This is a genomic window from Saccharothrix texasensis, from assembly GCF_003752005.1.
Taxonomy (GTDB): Bacteria; Actinomycetota; Actinomycetes; order Mycobacteriales; family Pseudonocardiaceae; genus Actinosynnema; species Actinosynnema texasense.
The window spans coordinates 6,637,125-6,654,790 of sequence record NZ_RJKM01000001.1; the positions used below are offsets into that span (position 1 = coordinate 6,637,125).

General features: G+C 72.8%; 21 protein-coding genes. 13 read left to right on the forward strand and 8 right to left on the reverse strand.

Annotation, left to right across the window (positions count from 1 at the left end):
- The first annotated feature begins 31 nt into the window (after window positions 1-31).
- A complete protein-coding gene (locus EDD40_RS29545; protein WP_123745833.1) occupies window positions 32-259 on the forward strand; it encodes a hypothetical protein in 228 nt (75 codons plus the stop codon).
- On the opposite strand, the gene EDD40_RS29550 is transcribed toward EDD40_RS29545, so the two are convergent.
- Together EDD40_RS29550 and EDD40_RS29555 are read right to left on the reverse strand one after the other, a co-directional pair.
- Window positions 252-1,724, reverse strand: coding sequence for a 1,4-alpha-glucan branching protein domain-containing protein (locus EDD40_RS29550; protein WP_123745834.1), 1,473 nt, complete (start codon window positions 1,722-1,724; stop codon window positions 252-254). The genes EDD40_RS29545 and EDD40_RS29550 overlap by 8 nt on opposite strands.
- The gene (locus EDD40_RS29555) at window positions 1,721-2,467 is read right to left on the reverse strand and encodes a class I SAM-dependent methyltransferase (protein WP_123745835.1); all 747 of its coding nucleotides are present in this window, start codon (window positions 2,465-2,467) and stop codon (window positions 1,721-1,723) included. Before EDD40_RS29555 ends, EDD40_RS29550 begins: the two co-directional genes overlap by 4 nt.
- A gap of 315 nt (window positions 2,468-2,782) precedes the next feature.
- Here EDD40_RS29555 and EDD40_RS29560 point away from each other — a divergent pair, with 315 nt between their 5' ends.
- On the forward strand, window positions 2,783-3,904 hold the full coding sequence (locus EDD40_RS29560) for a coiled-coil domain-containing protein (RefSeq protein ID WP_148088948.1): 1,122 nt from the start codon (window positions 2,783-2,785) through the stop codon (window positions 3,902-3,904).
- A gap of 43 nt (window positions 3,905-3,947) precedes the next feature.
- Window positions 3,948-4,544: a hypothetical protein gene (locus tag EDD40_RS29565; RefSeq protein WP_123745837.1), complete on the forward strand. Its 597-nt coding sequence runs from the start codon at window positions 3,948-3,950 to the stop codon at window positions 4,542-4,544.
- A gap of 72 nt (window positions 4,545-4,616) precedes the next feature.
- Here the strand turns inward: EDD40_RS29565 and EDD40_RS41960 are convergent, their stop codons facing one another.
- Both EDD40_RS41960 and EDD40_RS29570 read right to left on the reverse strand, forming a co-directional pair.
- A complete protein-coding gene (locus EDD40_RS41960) occupies window positions 4,617-4,760 on the reverse strand; it encodes a hypothetical protein (RefSeq protein ID WP_170185233.1) in 144 nt (47 codons plus the stop codon).
- A 58-nt stretch (window positions 4,761-4,818) separates the two neighbouring features.
- Window positions 4,819-5,664 carry a DegV family protein gene (locus EDD40_RS29570; protein WP_123745838.1) on the reverse strand — a complete coding sequence of 282 codons (846 nt, stop codon included), beginning with the start codon at window positions 5,662-5,664 and terminating at the stop codon, window positions 4,819-4,821.
- A gap of 279 nt (window positions 5,665-5,943) precedes the next feature.
- On the opposite strand from EDD40_RS29570, the gene EDD40_RS29575 reads away from it, so the two are divergent.
- The 4 genes from EDD40_RS29575 to EDD40_RS29590 all read left to right on the forward strand — a co-directional run bounded on the left by EDD40_RS29575 (window position 5,944) and on the right by EDD40_RS29590 (window position 9,538).
- Window positions 5,944-6,726 carry an electron transfer flavoprotein subunit beta/FixA family protein gene (locus tag EDD40_RS29575; protein ID WP_123745839.1) on the forward strand — a complete coding sequence of 261 codons (783 nt, stop codon included), beginning with the start codon at window positions 5,944-5,946 and terminating at the stop codon, window positions 6,724-6,726.
- Window positions 6,727-6,740: 14 nt separating this feature from the next.
- Window positions 6,741-7,700, forward strand: coding sequence for an electron transfer flavoprotein subunit alpha/FixB family protein (locus tag EDD40_RS29580; RefSeq protein WP_123745840.1), 960 nt, complete (start codon window positions 6,741-6,743; stop codon window positions 7,698-7,700).
- A gap of 201 nt (window positions 7,701-7,901) precedes the next feature.
- Entirely contained in the window at window positions 7,902-8,687 is a 786-nt protein-coding gene (locus EDD40_RS29585) for a GNAT family N-acetyltransferase (RefSeq protein ID WP_123745841.1), read from the forward strand.
- Window positions 8,684-9,538, forward strand: a complete 855-nt coding sequence (locus EDD40_RS29590; RefSeq protein WP_246037892.1) for a lysophospholipid acyltransferase family protein — start codon at window positions 8,684-8,686, stop codon at window positions 9,536-9,538. Before EDD40_RS29585 ends, EDD40_RS29590 begins: the two co-directional genes overlap by 4 nt.
- 7 nt (window positions 9,539-9,545) lie before the next feature.
- Here EDD40_RS29590 and EDD40_RS29595 read toward each other — a convergent pair whose 3' ends face one another.
- Entirely contained in the window at window positions 9,546-9,878 is a 333-nt protein-coding gene (locus tag EDD40_RS29595) for a hypothetical protein (RefSeq protein WP_123745842.1), read from the reverse strand.
- A gap of 159 nt (window positions 9,879-10,037) precedes the next feature.
- Between EDD40_RS29595 and EDD40_RS29600 the strand changes: the two genes are divergently transcribed.
- The 4 genes from EDD40_RS29600 (at window position 10,038) to EDD40_RS29615 (ending at window position 14,096) form a co-directional block, all read left to right on the forward strand.
- Complete coding sequence (locus EDD40_RS29600) at window positions 10,038-11,408, forward strand: MFS transporter (RefSeq protein ID WP_123745843.1); 1,371 nt, start codon at window positions 10,038-10,040, stop codon at window positions 11,406-11,408.
- Window positions 11,408-12,595, forward strand: coding sequence for a cysteine desulfurase family protein (locus EDD40_RS29605; RefSeq protein WP_123745844.1), 1,188 nt, complete (start codon window positions 11,408-11,410; stop codon window positions 12,593-12,595). The genes EDD40_RS29600 and EDD40_RS29605 overlap by 1 nt, the downstream gene beginning before the upstream one ends.
- A 4-nt stretch (window positions 12,596-12,599) precedes the next feature.
- Entirely contained in the window at window positions 12,600-13,685 is a 1,086-nt protein-coding gene (mnmA, locus tag EDD40_RS29610; protein ID WP_123745845.1) for a tRNA 2-thiouridine(34) synthase MnmA, read from the forward strand.
- A gap of 81 nt (window positions 13,686-13,766) precedes the next feature.
- Entirely contained in the window at window positions 13,767-14,096 is a 330-nt protein-coding gene (locus EDD40_RS29615; RefSeq protein WP_123745846.1) for a hypothetical protein, read from the forward strand.
- 131 nt (window positions 14,097-14,227) lie between these two features.
- Here the strand turns inward: EDD40_RS29615 and EDD40_RS29620 are convergent, their stop codons facing one another.
- Together EDD40_RS29620 and EDD40_RS29625 are read right to left on the reverse strand one after the other, a co-directional pair.
- Window positions 14,228-15,112 carry a serine/threonine dehydratase gene (locus EDD40_RS29620; protein ID WP_123745847.1) on the reverse strand — a complete coding sequence of 295 codons (885 nt, stop codon included), beginning with the start codon at window positions 15,110-15,112 and terminating at the stop codon, window positions 14,228-14,230.
- Window positions 15,113-15,116: 4 nt separating this feature from the next.
- The gene (locus EDD40_RS29625) at window positions 15,117-15,623 is read right to left on the reverse strand and encodes a DUF6584 family protein (protein ID WP_123745848.1); all 507 of its coding nucleotides are present in this window, start codon (window positions 15,621-15,623) and stop codon (window positions 15,117-15,119) included.
- Between the two features lie 41 nt (window positions 15,624-15,664).
- Here EDD40_RS29625 and EDD40_RS41965 point away from each other — a divergent pair, with 41 nt between their 5' ends.
- Together EDD40_RS41965 and EDD40_RS29635 are read left to right on the forward strand one after the other, a co-directional pair.
- Window positions 15,665-16,840 (forward strand): hypothetical protein, encoded by a 1,176-nt coding sequence (locus EDD40_RS41965; RefSeq protein WP_170185234.1) that lies wholly within the window; start codon window positions 15,665-15,667, stop codon window positions 16,838-16,840.
- Between the two features lie 63 nt (window positions 16,841-16,903).
- The gene (locus tag EDD40_RS29635) at window positions 16,904-17,281 is read left to right on the forward strand and encodes a hypothetical protein (protein WP_123745849.1); all 378 of its coding nucleotides are present in this window, start codon (window positions 16,904-16,906) and stop codon (window positions 17,279-17,281) included.
- Here the strand turns inward: EDD40_RS29635 and paaI are convergent.
- Entirely contained in the window at window positions 17,244-17,657 is a 414-nt protein-coding gene (paaI, locus tag EDD40_RS29640; RefSeq protein ID WP_123745850.1) for a hydroxyphenylacetyl-CoA thioesterase PaaI, read from the reverse strand. The two genes, EDD40_RS29635 and paaI, sit on opposite strands and share 38 nt — an antisense overlap.
- Between the last annotated feature and the right edge of the window lie 9 nt (window positions 17,658-17,666).

A 17,666-nucleotide genomic window follows, 5' to 3' on the forward strand; every position in this document is an offset into this window, starting at 1 on the left:
GGGAAGCTCAGGGGGAAGTGGGGGAACGGCCATGCAGCCTTGGATCTGGGCGGTCCTGTTCTGCGCCGCGGCGCTGACGATCGGGTACGCGGTCGACCGGAGGGCACGCGGCAAGCGCGCGGGCCTCGTCCGGCCGGCCGACACCAAGGGCCGCTCGAAGGCGGACCCGGTGGTGCAGGCCCGGATCGACCACCCGGGTTCGGCGGGCATCGCGCAGCGGCAGCAGGACGGCGCCGGCGGCGCCGGGACCGTCATCTAGCCAGTCCTCGCGCGTCCAGGTGGCCGAACGGACCGTCGACCAGGCGCAGTTCGGCCGCCCGGTCACGCCCGCGTCCCGCCCGCCGCAGCGCGACGAGCTCGGTGAACCGGTCCGCGTGGGTCTTGGCCCGGTACCGGGCGTAGTCGGCCGCCGAGTCCTTGGTGACCATGAACGCCCAGTCGCTGGACAGCGCGAGCAGCGCCTCCCGCACGGCCTGGTCGGCGACCGGGTCGCGCACCACGCCGGACAGGTCGAGCGCGAGCAGCTCCCGCTGCACCTCCGCGTTGCCGTGCACGACGTCGGCGACCTGGGGCCCGTTCCACACCTGCCAGTCCTTGCCCGAGCCCCACGACGACGGCGGCACGTCGACCGGCGCGCCCACGTGACCGGCCTCGACCGCGCCGCGCAGCGTCGTCACCCGCACCCCGGCCCCGGGCAGCTGCCGCAGCACCGCTTCCAGCCACGCCGGACCCTCGTGCCACCAGTGCCCGTACAGCTCGGTGTCGTACGCGGCGACCACGAGGGACGGCTCGCCGTGCTGCTCCTTCAACGCGCGCAGCCGCCGCACCACCGTGTCCACGAAGTCCGCCGCGTGCCGCTGGACGGCCTGCGCCGCCAGGTCCGGGTCGTAGGGCCGCTTGTCGGCCGGCTCGACGGTCTTGCCCGTCACCCGCGACGGCTTGAGCCCGCTGGCGTGGTCGTAGGTGTGGAAGTCCCGGTACGCCGGATCGCCGGGGTAGCCGACCTTGGGCGACCACACCCGGTACGACACCTCCAGGTCGCGCCCGAAGGCCACCACGTCCGACGTGCCGACCGGCCTGCCCGAGGCGGTGTCGCCGCGCAGCGACGGCCCGTCCACCAGAAACCGGCGCACGCCCGCCCGCGCGTAGTCGTGCTCCATGCCCGGCGCGTACGCGCACTCCGGCGCCCAGATGCCCTCGGGGGTCGACCCGATCCGGTGCGCGGTGTCGTCCAGCCCGGCGCGCAACGAGAACGCGCGCAGCCGCGGGTCGAGCAGCGGCTGGAACGGGTGCGCGGCCGGTCCGCCGAGCAGCTCGATCACCCGCGAGTCCACAAGGGACCGCAGGACCGGCGAGAAGCCGTGGCGCCACCGCGCTTCGAAGCGGTCCAGCGCCCACGCCGACGCGCGGTGCTCGCGTGCCGCCAGGTCGGGCAGCCGGGACGACGCGCTGTGCGCGCGCAGCTGCCAGTCGCCCAGCCAGTCGTGCAGGCCGCGCAGGCTGTACGGGTCGTCGAGCTGCGCGGCCAGGACCGGCGTGACGCCGAGCGTCAGCACGTCCTCGCGGCCCTCGGCGGCGAACCGCTCCAGCAGGTCCACCACCGGCAGGTACGAGTGCGCCCACGCCTGGTACAGCCACTCCTCGCCGACCGGCCAGGCGCCGTGGTGCGCCAGCCACGGCAGGTGGCTGTGCAGGACCAGGCAGAACGTGCCCTCGTGCGTCACGGGCGCACCGCCACGGCGACCAGGTCCAGGCTCGCGTCCAGGTCGTCGGTCGTGATCTCGAAGTCCTCGGCGCGCACCGACGACACGGCGGCGAGCAGGTCGTCGGGCCACGTGCCGCCGCCCACCACCACGGCCACCTGCGCGTCGATGATCGAACCGCCGAACCGCCCGTCCAGCGCGCGCAACGCGGGCCCGTGCCGCAGCCCGGCCAGCAGCTCGACCCGCAGCCCCGCGCCGGCCAGCAGCTCGCGCAGCTCGGCGGGCGCCAGCTCACGGGTGTGGAACGGGTTGAGCGGTGTGTCGCGGCCGGGGGAGAAGGTGATCCGGTTCGGCGTGGTGACCAGCAGCCTGCCGCCGGGCCGCAGCACCCGCGCGCACTCGGCCAGGAAGCCCTCCTGGTCCCACAGGTGCTCGATGACCTGCAGGTTCGCCACCACGTCCACGCTCGCGCCGCGCAACGGCAGCGTCGCCAGGTTCCCGCGCAGCACCGCCAGTTCCGGGTACGCCCGGTGCGCGTGCGCCGCGGTCAGCTCGTCGTAGTCGAGCGCGACGACCCGCGCGGCGTGCCCGGCGATCAACGCGGCCCCGTAGCCCTCGCCGCAGCCGGCCTCCAGCACGACCGCGCCGACGCAGTGCCGGACCAGGTCCAGGTACGCCGCCTCGTGGCGCCGGAACCAGTAGTTCTCCTCGGCGATCCCGGGCACGGTGCGCTCGCCGGTGAGGGGCAGCGGCTCGACGGTCACCCGGCCAGCCTAGTTGCTCGTTACTCGCGGGTAGGCAGCGCCTGTCCGGTAGAGCGTCACTGTTTCGTGTGAACTTCTCGCCACACGATGGCGGGTATTTGTTGCTGAGCGCATTCACAATACGCCGGTCGATTTCGGTGAAATAACTCCATCGGGTGACCTACACCAGATTTGCGACGATCTTCCCTGATGGTGTTTCGCCTGCAAGCACGACGCTTCAGCCGGGTCATACCAGGGTAGTCGTGGGTGGTCATGGGCCGGTCGGGTGCCTTACGCTCGGTACCCTCGGTCAATCTTCGAACGAGCGGGGCCGCCATGGGTGCGAAAGAGCCGGACATTGTTCCGCTGCACGCGGGTTTCGACGTGGTGTACCGGGGATTCCACCGCCGACAGGTGATCGAACACCTGGAGAACCTGGACGAGCAGCTCAAGTACACGGCCCTCGACCGGGCCGAGGCCTTGGCGCAGGCGGCGGACCTGCGCAAGCTCCTCGAGATGACCAGGGGCGACCTGGACGCGGCGCGGGCCCGCATCGAACGGCTGGAGATGTCGCCCAACACGACCTCCGGCGCGACCGAGCGCCTGCACCGGATGCTGACGCTCGCCGAGGACGAGGCGAACGACCTGCGGGTGCGTGCCGAGCACGACGTCACCGCGTTGCGCGAGCGCACCGAGGCGGAGTTGGCCGAACGACGGCGCGAGGTCGAGGAGGAGTTGGCCGCGCAACGGGCGGAGGCCGACGGGCGTGCGCGCGACCAGCGCGAGGCGGCGAACCAGCGCGCCGCCGCGCTGGACCAGCGCGAGGTCGACCTGGAGCGCCGTCAGGCCGAGGTCGAGGCGCACCTGCGGGCCCGCGTCGAGCAGGTGGAGGCCGAGTGCGCCGCCGCGATGGCCGAGGCGGAGCAGGACGCGGACCGGTTGCTGCGGGAGGCCGCCGAGCGGTGCGCGCGGCTGGAGGCCGACTCCGACGCCAAGCGCGCCAAGGCGCAGAACTTCTTCGAGCTGACCATGAACCGGCGGCGCAACGAGGCCCAGCAGCACTTCGCCGAGCAGGAGGAGCTGGCGAAGGCGCGGGCCGCGTTCCTGATCAAGCTCGCGGCCCGTGAGGCGCACCGGCGCATCGACGAGATCCAGCGGCAGTCCGAGGACCTGCGCGAGCTGCGCCACGTGGTGGCCGTGCAGCTGGCCTCGGCGCGCGTCGCGCTGGACGAGGCGGCCGACCGCGTGCCCGCCCTGATCCCGGAGCAGACGACCGTCGAGCAGGCGAGTGCCGGGCAGGCGAGTGCCGGGCAGAGGGATGCCGGGCAGGGGGGTGCGGAGCCGGTCGGGCCCCTCACCGAGACGATCAGCGCCGGGACGATCAGCGCCGGGGAGGTCGGCGTCGGGCCGTCGAAGGGCGAGCAGGCGGGCAGCGACGGCCAGCGGGTCGGTGCTTGATGGCGGTGCCGCCGACGGCCCGCCGGTCGAGTGAGGGCGTGTGATGGGCGGGGTGGCGGTCGTGCTCGGGTCGTGCGCCTTGTCGTTCGCGGCGGGCTGCGTGCTGACCGCGATCATGCTCCGCCGGGAGCAGCCGCCCGAACCGGCGGCGCACCCGGTCCCCGCCGCGCCGGCGCCCCTGTTCGAGCCGCGGTTCCCGCCGGAGGACTACGCGACGAGACCCATCCACCGCAACCCGGTGATGGGCTTCCCGACCGCGCTGCCCGCGCCGGAACGGCTGCGCTCGGCCCCGCTCCCGCCGCGGCCGAACCTGGTGGTCGTCCCGGATCCGGTGGCGGAGGGCGGGAAACCCGCGCGGCCGGACGAAGTGCGCCGGATGCACGTGGTGCGGACCGAGCCCGAGCCGCCGGCGCGGGCCGACCCGGTCGACCCCCTCGTCACGGTTGACGAGTCGATCGAGCCGGGTTCGGTGCCCGCCGGGCCGGCCGAGCCGGTCGAGTTGGTGTCGGTGCCCGCCGGGTCGGTCGAGCCGGCGGGATCGAGCGGCGAGACCGCCGCGGTGGTTGTCGAGCCGGGTGGAGCCGAGGAGTCGGGCGGGGCCGAGGAGCCCGGGGTCGTCCAAGTCGTGGCCCGACCCTGACCCGTGGTCGGTTCGCGCGTTCGAAGCGGCCCGCCGGGACAGCCGGTAGCGGGCCGCTGAACGTCGCACTGGTCAGCGCTTGCGGAACTTGCGCAGCAGTTGTTCTGCCTTGGCCTTGTTTCGGGGGTCGCGTGCCACGTGCTTGACCTGCTCGGTGACCCGGCGACCCTGCGGACTGCGGGCGAACGCGGCGAGTTTGCTGAACAGAGATGCCATGTCCACCTCCTTCCCTGTCCGCTCAACGCTCAAACCCCGCAAGGAGTTCCCAACCCGACTAAACCGGCGAAACGGTCACGCCCACCGCGCCTGGTCCGACGTGCGCGCCGATCGCCGAGCTGACCTGGGTGACCAGGAACCGCCGCACGTTCGGCAGCTTCGCGCGCAGCTGGTCCAGCACGGTCCCGGCGCGGTCGGCCGCGTCGAAGTGCTCGACCGCGATGTCCACCGCGTCCTGGCCGGCGCGCTTGGCCGCGATGTCGATCAGCTTGCGGATGGCCCGCTCCGCGCCGAGCACCTTGTCCAGCGGCGTGATCCGCCCGTCGGCCACGGTCAGCAGCGGCTTCATCGACAGCGCCGAGCCGAGCAGGGCGGCGGCCCGGCCGATCCGCCCGCCGCGCTGCAAGTACTCCAGCGTGTCCACGTAGATCAGCTCGGTGCTGCGCTGGACGCTGTGCCGCGCGGCGGACAGCACGTGGTTCGCGTCACCGCCGGCCGCGGCCGCGGTGGCGGCGGCGACCACCGCGTACCCGAGGCTCATGCCGCAGGTCTGCGTGTCCACCACGTGCACCGGCACCTGCACCTGCGCCGCCGCCTGCCGGGCGGCTTCCACGGTCCGCGACAAGCCGGTCGACACGTGCAGCGACACGATCGCCTCGGCGCCGGAGGCCGCCGCGTCGGCGTAGGACCAGAAGAACGCGCCGGGGTCCGGTGGCGTGGTGGTCACGTCGAGCTGCCCGCGCAGGGCGTCCACGAGCTTCGGCACGGGCACGCGCGCCTCGTCCTCCACCCAGTCCCCGATGCGCACCTGGATCTGCGCGACGGTCACGCCGAGCTTCTCGGTCAACTGCGGCGGCAGGCAGGCGGTGGAGTCGGTGACAATCGCTACTCGCCGGGACGACATGCGCTCGAACCTAGCCCAGTCGGGGGATGGCCTGTAACGCTGTCGTGCCGAAGGACGGCATTGTCCGAATGGCCGGAAACGTGCCAGTGAGCATCATCACCCGCAGTGGGTGCTTGCAGTCGTTTGCACCTCTGCTACCGGTGGGTAACATCCAGGTGGCCGACACCACCATGCCAATGCGGCGATGACATGGCAGGGTCACGAACAATCCGGCGACCGCAGGCAACTACCGTCGCCCCACCACGTCGCCGCCCGTCCGCAGGAGGTCGAAGAGGACCCATGAACATTGTCGTCCTGGTCAAGCAGGTGCCCGACACCTGGTCCGAGCGCAAGCTCGCCGACGCCGACCACACCCTCGACCGCGAGTCCGCGGACGCCGTGCTCGACGAGATCAACGAGCGCGCCGTGGAAGAGGCGCTGCTGCTCCAGGAGGCGCACGGCGGCGAGGTGACCGTCGTCGCGATGGGTCCCGACCGCGCGACCGACGCGATCCGCAAGGCGCTCTCCATGGGTGCGGACAAGGCCGTGCACGTCTCCGACGAGGCCCTGCACGGTTCCGACGCGCTCACCACCGCCAAGGTGCTGGCCAAGGCCATCGGCACCATCGAGGGCTTCGACCTGGTCATCGCCGGCAACGAGGCCACCGACGGCCGCGCGGGCGCGGTGCCCGCGATGCTGGCGGAGCTGCTCGGCGTGCCGCAGGTGACGCAGGTGCGCAAGCTCACCGTCGAAGGCGGCACGGTCAAGGCCGAGCGAGAGACCGACGAGGGCGTCGCGCACCTCGAGGCGAGCCTGCCCGCCGTCGTCAGCGTGAACGAGAAGATCAACGAGCCGCGGTACCCGTCGTTCAAGGGCATCATGGCGGCCAAGAAGAAGCCGGTCAGCAAGCTCACGGTCGCGGACCTGGGGCTCGACGCGGGCGAGGTCGGCCTCGGCGCGGCCTGGTCGCAGGTGCTGGAGTCGGCGCCGAAGCCGCCGCGCGGCGCCGGTCAGCGTGTCGAGGACTCGGGTGACGGCGGTTCGAAGATCGCCGCGTACCTGGTCGACCAGAAGCTCATCTGAAGGCGAGGAATCCAATGTCCGAAGTACTCGTCCTCGTCGACCACGTCGACGGCGAGGTCAAGAAGGTCACCTATGAGCTTCTATCCGCCGCGCGCCGTCTCGGCGAGCCGGCCGCGGTGGTGGTCGGATCGCCCGGCACCGCGGGCAAGGTGAGGGAGTCGCTGGGCCGTTACGGCGCGGTGAAGGTGTACGCGGTGGAGTCGGACGACGCGGTGAACCACCTGGTCACGCCGAAGGTGGACGCGCTCGCCGCGCTCGCGGCCACCGCGTCGCCCGCCGCCGTGCTGGTGTCGGCGACGTTGGAGGGCAAGGAGGTCGCGGGCCGGCTCGCCGTGCGCCTCGACTCCGGCCTGCTCTACGACGCCGTCGACCTCGACGGCGAGGGCGTCGCCACGCAGTCGATCTTCGGTGGCGCGTACGTGGTGAAGTCGAAGGTCAGCAAGGGCGTGCCGGTCATCGCGGTCCGCCCCGGCGGCGTCGAGGCGTCCGAGTCGCCCGCGGACGCGGTCGAGCAGGCCGTCGAGGCGCCCGCCGCGAACCCGGCGCTGGTCACCAAGGTCACCGGCCGCGAGGCGGTCGCCGGCGGCGACCGGCCCGAGCTGACCGAGGCGTCGGTCGTCGTGTCCGGCGGTCGTGGCGTGGGCAGCGCGGAGAGCTTCGACGTCGTGGAGAAGCTGGCCGACAGCCTCGGCGCGGCGGTCGGCGCGTCCCGGGCCGCGGTGGACTCCGGCTACTACCCGCACCAGTTCCAGGTCGGCCAGACCGGCAAGACGGTCTCGCCGCAGCTGTACATCGCGCTGGGCATCTCCGGCGCGATCCAGCACCGGGCGGGCATGCAGACGTCCAAGACCATCGTCGCGGTCAACAAGGACCCGGAGGCGCCGATCTTCGAGATCGCCGACTTCGGCGTCGTCGGCGACCTGTTCGCGGTCGCGCCGCAGCTGACCGACGAGGTCGGCAAGCGCAAGGGCTGACCGACGAGGACCAGGGCTGATCCGCCCGGTCGACGAGGGCTGACCTGCGGGTTCGTCCGCCAGTGCGGTCGAGGGCCGCTCCGCTTCGCGCGGGGCGGCCCTCGTGCTGTCCGCGGCCTCACCGCGCCTTAACCGACCTGCCACCGAGGCGTCACCGGAACGGCCTGCTCCCGGTCGCCAACCGGTCGGTAGACCAGACCCATGACGCAGCCGCAACTGCTTGTCAGCACCGGTGACGCCGCTTCCGACGCGCCGCGCTACTCCCTGCTGGTCGCGCGCGACAGCGACGAGGTCGTGGCCGCGCAGCGGCTGCGGCACCAGGTGTTCGCCACCGAGATGGGCGCCGTGCTGCACAGCTCCGTGCCGGGGCACGACGTCGACCACTTCGACCGGTTCTGCGACCACCTCGTGGTCCGCGACGACCGGACCGGCGACATCGTCGGCACCTACCGGATGCTGCCGCCGGAACGGGCGGCCGAAGCGGGCGGGCTGTACTCCGACGGCGAGTTCGACCTGTCCGCGCTCGACCCCCTGCGGCCGTCGCTGGTGGAGACCGGCCGGTCGTGCGTGCACCCCGACCACCGCAACGGGGCCGTGGTGTCGCTGGTGTGGGCCGGGATCGCCCGGTACATGCTGCTGTCCGGGCACTCGTGGCTGATCGGCTGCGCCTCCGTTCCCCTGGGGTCGGGCACACCGCACGACGGCGGGTCGTTCGCGGCGGGCGTCTGGGACGTCGTCCAGGCCAAGCATTACGCGCCCGACGAGTACCGGGTGCGACCGCTGACGCCGTGGGACGTCGACTCGGTGGCGCGGCCGGCGAAGACCGTGCTGCCGCCGCTGCTGAAGGGCTACCTGCGCCTGGGCGCGTGGGTCGCCGGCCGGCCCGCCCTGGACGCCGACTTCGGCGTGGCCGACCTGCCCGTGCTGCTCGGGATGCACCGGGTGGACCAGCGCTACCTCAAGTTCTTCCTCGGGGAGACGGCGTGAGCAAGCACGCGTGGATGCCGGTGTCGCCGTGCGGCGACGGGTGCGTGGACCACTCGACGGCCTCCGTCGGCCGGGTCCGGACGGCGTGGCGGGTGGTGGCGGCGTCCGCGGTCGTGCTGTCCGGGCTGCTCGTGGTGCTCGGCGTGCTGTGCGTGCGGGGGCGGGCGCGTTCGGCGCTGCTGCGGCGCTGGTTCCGGGCCCTGCTCGGCGCGTTCGGGGTGCGGCTGCGGGTGCTCGGGCCGGTGTTCCAGGACAACCCGGGACGCGGCGTGCTGGTGGTGTCCAACCACGTGTCCTGGTTGGACGAGCTGGCGATCGACGCGGTGCAGCCCATCCGGATGGTCGCGAAGCGGGACATCCGCGACTGGCCGGTGCTCGGCCCGCTGATCACCGCGGCCCGCACGGTGTACCTGGACCGGGAGCGGCTGTCGCTGCTGCCGGGCACGGTGGCCGAGCTGGCGGCGGCGCTGCGCGACGGCGCGGCGGTCGGCATCCACGCGGAGGGGACGACGTGGTGCGGCCTGGCGTCCGGGCGTTACCGGCCGGCGCTGTTCCAGGCCGCGCTGGACGCCGGCGTGCCCGTGCGGCCGGTGGTGCTGCGCTACTCGCAGGGGTCGGCGACGTCCACCACCCCCGCGTTCGTGGGTTCCGACACGCTGGTCGACTCGCTGCGGCGGGTGCTGCGCTCGCGCGGGCTGGTGGTGGAGGTGCACGTGCTGGACGAGGTCGCGCCGGGCCGCGCCGAGACGCGCCGCGAACTCGCGGCGCTCGTGCAGCAGGAGGCCGAACGGGTGGCGTACGCCCCGGTCGAGGTGCCCTCGCCGCGCCGGCACGCCACCCGGGTCGCCTGAACCGCGCTCAGCAGGCCTTGACCGACACGGAGTGCACCCGGCCGGAGATGTTGTAGATCGTCACGGTGCTCCAGCCGCCGTTCGCGGTCACGTTGTACTGGTAGCCGGACTGGACCTGCCGGCTGCGCGTCGCGCCCGCCGGGACGTTGGTCTCCTGCGCGACGGACGTGCCGGACTTCGTCCCGCTGGCGTAGATGATCCCGAACAGCCAGGGGCCGCCGCAGTTGTTGGTCCAGTTGATGTAGCCGTAGCTCTCGGCGGACGCAGGGCCCGCCGTGACGGCGAGACCGCCGACGGCCAGGGCCAGGGAGGCGAGCAGGACGGTTAAGCGCTGACGCACGGCTTCTCCTTCGGGGCACGAGTGGATCACGCCCAGTCAACACCGCATCGCCCACCGCCACGCCGGTCGTTCGCACCACACCGTTCGCGCAGGTGGTCCGGGCCCGACTGCGTCATATTGCCTTGACCTCCACCCCGGTAGAGGTTGAACCATTGAGCCGTGACGACGACGACCGACAGGCCCGCCAGGAGCAACCTCTGGACACCCGAACGGCGGGGCCCGACGGTCGGGATCATCCTGCTCGTCACGCTGCTCGCGTTCGAGAACATGGGCGTCAGCACGGCGATGCCGCGCATGGTCGCCGACCTCGACGGCAACGACCTGTACGCGTGGCCGTTCCTGGCGTTCCTCGCCGCGAGCGTGGTCGCCACCGTCCTGTCCGGACGGCTCAGCGACCTGCGCGGACCGCGGCCGTCGCTGCTGATCGGTCCCGCGCTGTTCCTGGTCGGCCTGGTCGTCGCCGGTCTCGCCCAGGACATGCCGCTGCTGCTCCTCGGCCGCGTGCTGCAGGGCATCGGCGGCGGCGCGCAGGTGGTCGCGGTCTACGTCCTGATCGGCCTGGTCTACCCGGAACGGGACCGGCCCGCGGTGTTCGGCCTGCTCGCGTCGGCGTGGGTGGTGCCGTCGCTGGTCGGGCCGGCGCTGTCCGGGTGGCTGACCGAGACGCTGAGCTGGCGGTGGGTGTTCCTGGGGCTGGCGCCGTTCGTGCTGGTCGGCGTGCTGCTCCTGGTGCCCGTGCTGCGGAACCTGCCGCCGCACACCCCCGACCGGAACACCCGGCGGGGCCTGCCCCTGGCCGCGCTCGGCGCGGGGTTCGGCGTCGCGGCGCTGAGCTGGGCCGCCCAGCACCCCACCGGCGTCAACCTGGTCATCGGTCTGGCCGGGCTGCTCGCCCTGGCGCCCGCGCTGCGCGTGCTGCTGCCCAAGGGCACGCTCACCGCCCGTCGCGGCCTGCCGGTGACGATCCTGGCCCGCGCGCTGCTGGCGGGCTCGTTCTTCGCCGCCGAGGCGTTCATCCCGCTGACGCTGACCGCCGTGCACGGCTACTCGGCCATCGCCGCCGGCATCCCGCTCACGCTGAGCGCGCTGGGCTGGTCGAGCGCCGCCTGGTGGCAGTCCCGCCGACCGGACATCCCGCGCGAGAAGCTGGTGCGCTGGGGGTTCGTGCTCAACGCGGTGGGAATCTCCGGAGTGACGCTCATCGCACCGTCGTGGGGTCCGGTGTGGGCCACCCCGGTGCTGTGGGCGGTGGCCGGAGCGGGGATGGGGATGGCCATGTCGAGCCTGAGCGTGCTCACGCTGGGCGCGTCGACCGAGGTCGACCGGGGGTTCAACTCCTCGGCGCTGCAGATCAGCGACATGCTCGGCTCCGCGCTGCTGGTCGGCCTCGGCGGTGTGCTCGTCACCACGTTCGCCTCCGCCGCCGCGCCGACGGCCGCCGTGGTGCCGTTCGACCTGCTGATGGCGGGCGTCGCGGTGCTCGGTGCGGTGCTCGCGGGACGTCTGGGCAGGGCTACCCTGGAAAGCTGATGGCCTACTTCGACCACGCCGCCACGACCCCCATGCTCCCCGAGGCGATCGAGGCGATGACTCGGGCGTTGTCCACGACGGGCAACGCCTCGTCGTTGCACACCTCGGGCCGGCGGGCGCGGCGGCTGGTCGAGGAGGCGCGGGAGGACATCGCGGACGCCCTGGGCGCGCGACCCTCCGAGGTGATCTTCACCAGTGGCGGCACGGAGAGCGACAACCTCGCGGTCAAGGGCGTCTACTGGTCCCGCCGCACGTCGCGCCGCCGCCGGGTGGTGGCCACCTCGGTCGAGCACCACGCCGTGCTGGACGCCGTGCAGTGGCTGGTCGAGCACGAGGGCGCCGAGGTCACCTGGCTGGAGCCCGACGGGCTCGGCCGGATCAGGCCCGAGGCGCTGCGCGACGCGCTGGACGACGACGTCGCCCTGGTCACCACGATGTGGGCGAACAACGAGGTCGGCACGATCAACCCGGTGCGCGAGCTGGCCGAGCTGGCCGCCGAGCGCGCGGTGCCGTTCCACACGGACGCGGTGCAGGCCGTCGGCGCGGTGCCGGTCGACTTCACCGCCTCGGGCGCGTCCGCGTTGACGCTCACCGGGCACAAGCTCGGCGGGCCGTACGGCGTCGGCGCGCTGCTGCTGGGACGTGACGTGGCGACCACGCCCGTGCTGCACGGCGGCGGGCAGGAGCGGGAAGTGCGGTCGGGCACGCTGGACGTGCCGTCGATCGTCGCCCTCGCCGTCGCGGTGCGGCACGCGGTGACCCACCAGGCCGCGACCGCCGCCGAGGTCGCGGCGCTGCGCGACGAGCTGGTGGCGTCGGTGCGGCGCGTGGTGCCGGACGTCGGGGTGAACGGCGACCCGGTGCACCGGCTGCCCGGCAACGCGCACCTGACGTTCCCCGGCTGCGAGGGCGACAGCCTGCTGATGCTGCTGGACGCCAAGGGCGTCGAGTGCTCCACCGGCTCGGCCTGCACGGCGGGCGTGGCGCAGCCCAGCCACGTGCTGCTGGCCATGGGCGTGGACCCGGTGCGGGCCCGCGGCTCGCTGCGGTTCACGCTGGGCCACACGTCCACGGCGGCGGACGTGCGCGAACTGGCCGAGGTGATCGGCCCGGTGGTCGAACGCGCCCGCACGGCGGGCATCGCGGGGTTGAAGAGGCTTGCGGGCAAGGCGACGGCGGAGGTGTGACGGCATGCGGGTGCTGGCGGCGATGAGCGGCGGGGTGGATTCCGCCGTGGCTGCGGCGCGGGCGGTGGCGGCGGGCCACGAGGTGACCGGCGTGCACCTGGCGTTGTCGGCGAAGCCCGGCACGCTGCGCACCGGCGCGCGCGGCTGCTGCACCATCGAGGACGCCCGGGACGCGCGGCGCGCGGCGGACGTGCTCGGCATCCCGTTCTACGTCTGGGACTTCGCGGAGCGGTTCACCGAGGAGGTCGTGGACGAGTTCGTGGCCGAGTACGCGGCCGGCCGCACGCCCAACCCGTGCCTGCGGTGCAACGAGAAGATCAAGTTCGAGGCGTTGCTGGACAAGGCGATCGCGCTCGGCTTCGACGCGGTCGCCACCGGGCACTACGCCCGCCTGTCCACTGTGGACGGTGTGGTGGAGCTGCGCCGCTCGGCCGACGACGGCAAGGACCAGTCGTACGTGCTGGCGTCGTTGACGCACGAGCAGCTGGCGCACGCGATGTTCCCGCTGGGCGACTCGACCAAGGCCGAGGTGCGCGTCGAAGCCGCCGAGCGCGGGCTCCAGGTCGCGGACAAGCCGGACAGCCACGACATCTGCTTCATCCCCGACGGCGACACCCGGGGCTTCCTGACCCGGCGGTTGGGCGAGCAGCCCGGCGTCCTGGTCGACGACGAGACCGGCGCGGTCCTCGGGCGGCACGTGGGCGTGCACGAGTTCACCGTCGGCCAGCGCAAGGGCCTGGGCATCGACGCGCCCGCGCCCGACGGTCGGCCCCGGTACGTGCTCTCCCTGGAGCCGGTGAGCGGCACGGTGCGGGTCGGCGCGGCGGAGAAGCTCCAAGTCACCGAGATCGTCGCCCAACGACCTGTGACGCGAATCACGTTTGATGGTCCGGTGGAGTGCGTGGCGCAGGTGAGGGCCCACGGCGGCCTCGCGCCTGCGGTGGCCGAAGTCGTCGACGGCGAGCTGCTGGTCCACCTGCGCGAGCCGTTGAGCGGCGTCGCCCCTGGTCAGGCGGTCGCGGTGTACCGGGAGGACGCCGAGGCGGGCGACCTGGTGCTCGCCAGCGCGACCATAAGTGCGACCCAGTGAGGTCCGGTTTGTTGTTTTGTCGGTGTCGCCTGCGACACTGCGTGCGTGCCGTATGACAACGCACGACGCCGGAGGTCGCTGGTGGACATCGGGATCCGGGTGAGGGTGCTCTCGAGCAAGCTCGACCACCCGTCCGCGCAACGTCTCGACGCGGAGCAGTTCGAACGGCTGCGCGCGGAAGTGCGCACGCTGCGCTGGGTGGTCCGGGAGCGCCTGCACCGGCCTGAGTGGGCCGACCTCATCGCCGAGGTCGAGGCCATGGTGGAACGGGTGGAGCGGCTCGACCCGGCGCTCGCGCTGGAAGTCGAGGTGCCGCCGCAGGCAGGCGCGTCGCTGGGGCGGGTGGCGCCGGATCGGGATCGGGGGTCGGTGGAGCTGGGGTCTGCCGATCGGGTGACGGAATGTCGTTGATCGGTTTGCAGGTCGGTGGTCTGGGGTGAAGGCCGGCTCGATGTGACAGGGGTTCGGGTGCTTCCGGCTCGGACCAGCCTGAAGCACCCGAACCCACGTCACATCGGGCCTCGGTGGGGTGGTCCCCGGGGTCAGGGGGTCCAGTCGGTGTTGGCGCCGCACAGGACCACGCAGGCCAGGTCGCCCGGCACGTCGCCGGCCAACCAGGCGGCGAACGGGACGGCGGCTGCCGGTTCGACGGCCAGCCGGAACTCTTCCCAGAGCCGGTCCCGGGCGGACAGGGTCGCCTGGTCGGGGACGAGGACCGAGGTCACCGGGCGGGTGCTCAGGATGTCGAACGGCACCTCGCCCACCCGGGTGGCGCCCAGGGCCGAGGCGGCGATCGAGTCGACCTCGGCGTCGACCGGTTCGCCCGCGTCGAGCGCGTGGCGCAGGGCGCAGCACCGGTCAGGTTCCACGGCGACGGTCAGACGACCCGAGGCCAGGGCGGTGCCCGCGGCCAGGCCGCCGCCGCCCACGGCGACCACGATCGAGTCCACGTCCGGCGCGTCCTCGACCACCTCGGCGGCGACGGTGCCCTGACCGGCGATGACGATCGGGTCGTTGTAGGCCTCGACGTAGAAACCCGGTGTCCCGCGGGCTGCCAGGACTGCCTCGGCGTAGGTGTCGCCGTGCCGGATCAGCTTCGCGCCCGCGGCTTCGATCCGGCGTACCTTGCCCTCCGGCGCGCTGACCGGCACGAAGACCGTGGCGTGCAGGCCGAGCAGTTGCGCGGCCTTGGCGACGCCGAGGCCGTGGTTGCCGCCGGACGCCGTGACCACCCGGTCCGGTGACCCCGAGGCGAGCAGCGTGTTGAGGGCGCCGCGCAGCTTGAACGAGCCGGTGAGCTGGAGGTGTTCGAGCTTGAACACGATCGGTCGGCCGTCGACTTCGGTGCGCCACGTGGGGGTGCGGCGGGCGTGCGGGCGGATGCGGTCAGCGGCGGCGGCGACGTCGGGGGTCATGCCTCCCAGCATGCGCTCATCCGGCGAACCACCTGTAGACCCACATGACCAGCGTCACCGCGCCGACGACGAAGCACAGGAGCACGACCACCAAGCCGATCAGCACGAACACGTTCGTGCGCCAGGACGAGTCGCGGTCGTCGGCGACCGACAGCTCGGCGTGCAGCTGGTCGTTGGCCGCCTCCCGCAGCGCCACCAGCCGTTCCCGGGCGGTCGGGGTGGAGGCGCCGGCCTCGCCGCTGGTCCAGTTCATCGCCGTCAGCCGCGCCAGGGGCGTGCGGTAGGCGCGTTCGAACGCCGCCACCTCCGCCTCGTCGCGCACCTCGGACAGGTAGCTCCACCGCCCGGCCTGCGCCGCGTCACCGAGCAGCCGGCACACCCCGGCGAGGCGCTCGCGCAGGTCGAGCCGGTCGGGATAGCTGCAGACCAGCCCGACCAGCCGTTGCCGAGCCCTCAGGACACTGGCCAGGTCACCGCGTTCCACCTCTTCGGCGGCCTTGTGGAGCGTCAGCTCGAGCGGCATGGAGGACATCGTCCCAGGACGTGCAACCGTACGATCTCCGGGTGATCGCGGTCTCGGTGGTGACGTTCGGCCTGGCCTGGTGGCTCGGGCTGTACCTGCTCGTGCGCGATCCCCGCAAGCGCCTGCTCCAGCGGGCCTCGGTCGGGCTGCTCGCCTACGCGCTGGTGATCGTCCTGCCGGTGCCCGCGATGGCGATGGCGGTGCCCGCGGTGGCGTGGACCGGGGTCGTCGTGTGCTGGTTGCCGGTGCGCTACGAACGCTGGTGGCGGTACAGCGTGCCGCCGTTGCTGGTGGCCGCCTACTTCGCGCCCGTGGTGGTGCTGGTCCCGCTGGCGGCGGCGCTGGTGCTGTGCCTGCGGGTGCGGCGGGCGCTGCTGGGCGCGGCGACGGTCCTGTTCGGGCTCAGCTGCGCGTTGCTCCTGGCAGACGTGCTGCCAGAGCCGGTGGTGATCGCGTCGGCGGGGCTCGACCTGCTGGTGCTCGGCGTGGTCGTGGCGGTGGCGGACGCGTTCGACGAAGGTGAGGCGATCCGGGCCGACATGGTGCGCTCGCTGCTCACGTCGGCCGGGTTGGCGGCGGTGTTCGGCGGGCAGGTGGCGTTGTTCCTGGACGACCGGCTGGTGCCGCTGCTGTTCGGCACGGTCGCCGCCGCGATCGCGGTGCAGGTGCTGGCCAACCCGCTGGCGCTGCTGGTGGACCGGGTCGCGGTGCCGGAGGTGGCCGCGTCGCGGGCCGAGCTGCGTGACGCGGCCGAGGCGCTGCCGCGCCGGGCGCCGCTGGACCCCGCCGAGTTCGTGAAGCTGACCCGGCGGGCGTTGAGCAACTACGGCGACCTCGGGAAGTTGGTCGCCAGCCCGTTGACGCAATTGCCGGTGATCGACGCCCGGCTCGCCGCCCGGGGCGCGTCCGACCAACCGCTGGAACGCGCGGCCGAGTTGAAGTCGTTGTTGTCGGAGAGCATCGGCCGGCTCAAACCGCGGGACGGCGAGTTCGGCACCAGCGACGAATGGCGGCACTACAACGCGCTGTACTTCTACTACGTGGTCGGTATCCGGCCGTACAGCAGGCGGACCAAGCGCGAAGGCCTCGACGCGGAGGGGCGGCGGGCGTTGGCGTGGTTCGTCGACCAGGTGCCGGAGCGGACCCTGCACAACTGGCAGAACGCGGGGGCGAAGCTGGTGGCCCAAGACTTGTCCGCGCAGGTCGAAGCCGTCTGACTGGCAGGTGTTGGCAGTGTTCGGCGTTCCGCCGGCAGTGCCGCCGACCCTAGCTTTCGGGCCATGACGACAACTCGGGTTCACCACGACGGTCTCCTCCGCTTCGCCCTCAAGCTCGACGGTGTCAGCTCGGGCGGGCTCGGCCTGCTGGCCCTGCTCCTCGACCTCCCGACGGGACTGCCGCGCGGTCTCGTGATCGGGCTCGGCGCATTTCTCGTCGCCTACGGCGTCGGTGTTTTCCTGCTCGGCCTGCGGCCCATCCGCCCACTCGTCGCCGTGGTGGTGATCGGCAATTCGGTGTGGGTCCTGGACAGCTTCCTGACCGCGTTCGCCGGGTGGTTCCCGGTGACCGGGCTCGGTGTCTTCCTGATCGTCGCCCAAGCGGTCGCCGTGCTGGGGTTCATCACCCTCCAGGTGCTGGGTCTGCGCCGTTCGGCCTGAGGGTCCGGCTCCGGCCGCGGAACTCGGCCACCACCTGGTCGCCCCGGCGCACGGTGATGTCGTAGATCCCGCTGCGCCCGAACCGCGCCCGTTCCACCGCCTCGGCCACCAGCTCGTCGCCCTCGTGCACGGGGGCGAGGAAGTCGATCTCCGCCTGCGCCGCCACGGTCACCGAGCCGTGGCGGTTGCACGCGCAGGCGAAGGCGGTGTCGGCGAGCAGGAACACGTACCCGCCGTGCCCGATGCCGTGACCGTTGACCATCCGGTCGGTGACGGTCATGGCGAGCTTGGCCGTGCCGTCGCCGAGCTCGAGCGCCCGGATGCCCAAGGCGGCCGAGGCGGCGTCGTTGGCGAGCATCTCCGCGGGTCCGTTCATCCCTGCACC